At 38.4% G+C, this 3,627-nt stretch carries 2 protein-coding genes and 1 pseudogene; 2 read left to right on the top strand and 1 reads right to left on the bottom strand.

Translation table 11 applies throughout. The features are described 5' to 3' along the window. The first annotated feature begins 219 nt into the window (after positions 1–219). Positions 220–651, top strand: a complete 432-nt coding sequence (locus ACJMLO_RS10085) for a hypothetical protein (protein WP_405296431.1) — start codon at positions 220–222, stop codon at positions 649–651. A 251-nt stretch (positions 652–902) separates the two neighbouring features. Next, positions 903–1,343, top strand: coding sequence for a hypothetical protein (locus ACJMLO_RS10080; protein ID WP_405296429.1), 441 nt, complete (start codon positions 903–905; stop codon positions 1,341–1,343). A 110-nt stretch (positions 1,344–1,453) separates the two neighbouring features. On the opposite strand, the pseudogene ACJMLO_RS10075 reads toward ACJMLO_RS10080, so the two are convergent. After that, positions 1,454–3,627: pseudogene (locus ACJMLO_RS10075) on the bottom strand (hypothetical protein); the annotation flags it as partial.

Below are 3,627 nucleotides of genomic sequence, written 5' to 3'. Positions count from 1 at the left end.
TGTCCGAGTCCGGGTATAATAAATGAAAAAATACCATATTTTAGGGAATTGCTATCCATTACCATCATCTCTTTTATTTATTTCATCTTAATGTTTAATTAAAATTACTTTGTCATTAATTATTTTAATACTTTTAGATTTTTCAACAAGAATTTTAATCGTAGAATTAATATTTTGGATGTGAAAATCTTTATCATATATTGCGACAAATACTATATCATGAAGCGGAAGATTCTTTTGATGATGCTCGTTGCGTTTTTGATAATCGGCGCTGCAAGTGCCGGCGAAAATGTAACATACTCCAATCAATCAGAAAACGTAACATTTGAGGGAATAGATTTTGTGATTCCTCAGGGCTTTGGCGAGTCACGGGACATGGAGGATTTTGATGAGCTTGGCTCTGAAGGCCAGACATGCTTTTACATCAATGAAGCCGATGGTGAAATCATCATCACGGTCATTTCCGACTGGATGGGAATGAGTCTCGATGAGCTCTACAAGGAAGGGGCAAATCAAACTTCAATAAATGGCCATGAGGGCTGGAATTACACAGAGGATGGCCTGCACTATTTTGCATACGTTCATGATGACAAGGGCATTTTAATCGGCGTTACAAACGAGACAAGATTATATGAAGTAATCCTGGAATAATTCTTTTTTTTAAAAAACAAGCATTGTTAAGTCTAAAGGTGGATGGAACCTTTAGAACTTAAACTAAAAATTTTTTTAGTGTAACACGGGAGTGTGTTACAATAACTAATATGATTTCTGTTTTATTTAAAGGTATAGATATTTTCGCATGCCTAAAAATCAATTTAAGCGGATTTTTTAAAATTGATTTTTGGCAATTTTTTTAGTAATTATTTAATACCTTGACAACAATATCTAGTAATAGTGATAGAATGAGCATAACAAGAAAACATATAATTATTCTTTTAATTCTAATGGGGGCTTTGGTCATTGTTTGTGCGGCTTCAGCGGAAAATGCAGGGGCAGCAAAGGCATCAAAAACCAAAGTCAAAATTCATAATTTTAAATCTGGAGAACTGTGGGCGCCTAAGGCTACCAAACTTCCCAATGGCGATGCGATAGCGGGATATGTTGAATATTCCTCTAACAGTCAGTTTGCCAGGGGAACCGGTGTGGTTGCATGGTACTACGGTTTTGGAAACGAGGACATTGATCCGCACCACACAAAGCTTGTGAAGGCCAAGTTCTACTTCAAGGATTCCAAGGGAAACAAGAAAACCAAAATCGCAAAAGGTGACGGGGGACATATTTCCACCAGCCTGATTGAGGGATATACTCCTTACAAGGCAAAAGTCTGGTATACAACTTATTAGATGTGGCTTGGCGTTTTAGAAATAGTGAAAAGAGTTGGATGGCTCTGTTTGATATCAGGTGTTGAATTAAAAAAAATAATAAAAAGAGTTGTAAAAACTCTTTTTTTAAATTATTTGACTACTATTTTTACTTTTTTGCTTACTTTTGTGTAGTAGGCATTTCCTTTATATGTGACTGCAGATTTGAAGGTACCTTTTTTGTTTAGTTTAAGCTTAAATACAGCATTACCTTTAGCGTTGGTTTTAGCAGTATATTTTTTGCCGTTAACCTTAAAGGTCACTTTAGCTTTGGACAACGCCTTGTTTTGGTTTGTCTTTAAGGTTACTGAGTATTTTTTGCTTTTTGCGCTACGCTTGAAGGTTTTCTTTTTGGCAGTCAGTTTTGGAGTTGCCTTGCCGACAGTTATTTTGGCGGTTGCAGTTGATTTGGCATAACTGTCGTTGCCTTTGAAGGTTATTGTTGCAGAGTATGTTTTTGGAGCCAATTTGTCGGTTGAAAACTTGACCTGGCCGTTTTTATCGGTGGTCAGTGTTGCTTTTTTGCCATTTGAAAGTTCAATGCTTACATCAACGCCGACTATGGCATTTCCTCTGATGTCTGTCAGGCTCACGACAAGGTATTTTCCTCCATTATAGACTGTAGCAACGTCTGGGGAGGTAATTTTCACTGATTTGATGGTAACAGTGAAGTTATTGCTTTGTGCAGTATCGGCAGTGTAGTTTTCATTGCCCGGATAGTTTATTGTTGCCTTGTAGCTTCCCCTCTGCAATTTTGGAGTTATTGTTGCGGTTGCAAATCCGTCTGTTACCCTGACGGTATAATTGACGCCGTTTATGGTGACATTCACATCGTCTGTGAAATATCTGTTGGCGGTTATTTGGATTGCAACTGATGCGTCCTCTTCGAAATCGGCTATGTCCATGATTTTTATATCAGGTTTTATGGTGACCTGGAACGGATTACTTTCAGCACTTGAAGAGTAATAATCTCCTGTTTGCTCAAATGTAAGTTTTGCAGTCTGTTTTCCAGGACCTGCATTCGGGGTAACGAGTTTTGAACCTTTTCCATTTACAATGCTTATGACGTATTTGTCAAATCCGATGCTGACAACTACAGTGCCACTGAATTTATCACCCAGTTTGCTTTCGGTGACTGTAACTGTAAATGAGGTTCCGTTGAGGAAATCATTTATATTGCTTATCTCGAATTCAGGAGATGTCATGAATTTGGAATCAGTTGTATTCACTTCTCCGTTCATTGAATAGATGGAGTTGTCATCCTTGCCGTTGTCGACAAATATGTCATTGTTTAGGGTTACATCGTCACCGTTATTTGTCCAGATTGCACTTGCATTTGGTGCGCTGTTGTCTTTGATGGTGGAGTCTGTCATGTTTAATGTTCCGTAATTGGTGATCGCTCCGCCTGTTTCATTTGCACGGTTATTGTTGAGCTCACAGGAGAGTATTTTCACTTCTCCATTATTATAGACTGCTCCTCCGTAGTTATTTGCGCTATTATTGGAGAGGGCAGTGTCAATCATTGTTAGTTTACCGCTGTTGCGTATTGCACCTCCATATCCGGTATCGCCATTTGCACTGTTGTTTTCAATTGTGGAGTTGATAATTGTAAGTTCATCTATATTGTAGATTGCTCCACCGGAAGCGGAAGTTCCGGTTATGCTGTTGTTGTTTATTTTTGTGTTTTTGATTGTCACGTTAGTGCCGGAATTGATGGTACTTATTCCGCCTCCTAATCCATATCCTGTTCCTTCAACACGATTATTTTCAATAAGGGTGTCGGTTATTGTCATTGTACCTCTATTGCAGTAGACTCCTCCTCCGTATATGGTAAACACTCCTGATGCGCTGTTGTTCACTATTTGGCAGTTGTCCATGCTTAATGTGCTATCGACACTATAGATGGCGCCTCCATAATTTCCATTATTTCCATTACCGATTACCCTATTGTTTTCAAATAGGCAATTGGAGAGTGTTGTTGTACTTTTTGAACTACCTATTGCTCCTCCACCACATTCTCTTCCTTTCACTATATTGTCTGTTAGTTTACAGTTGTTAAGTGTCAGTGAACCTCTATAAGTATAGATTGCTCCTCCACTTTCTCCAAAACAGTCAATTATGCTATTGTTGGATAGTGTGGAGTCGGCGATTGTCAGATTTCCTCTGTTTTCAATTGCTCCTCCAAGATGTGACTTACAGTTTATGATGTTCAGGTTTATTATTGTTAGATGGACATCGGCGTTAACGTAAAATGCTTTTGCAAGTC

Origin of the sequence: Methanobrevibacter sp. (assembly GCF_045120835.1) — an archaeon.
Classification (GTDB): Archaea; Methanobacteriota; Methanobacteria; order Methanobacteriales; family Methanobacteriaceae; genus Methanocatella.
The sequence above is the reverse complement of the archived record's forward strand: the minus strand, read 5'-3'. Positions and strand labels throughout refer to the sequence as shown.

Excerpts from the sequence above, each read along its gene's own strand:
- ACJMLO_RS10085 (WP_405296431.1), top strand. The coding sequence starts at position 220 with ATGAAGCGGAAGATTCTTTTGATGATGCTCGTTGCGTTTTTGATAATC.
- ACJMLO_RS10080 (WP_405296429.1), top strand. The coding sequence starts at position 903 with ATGAGCATAACAAGAAAACATATAATTATTCTTTTAATTCTAATGGGG.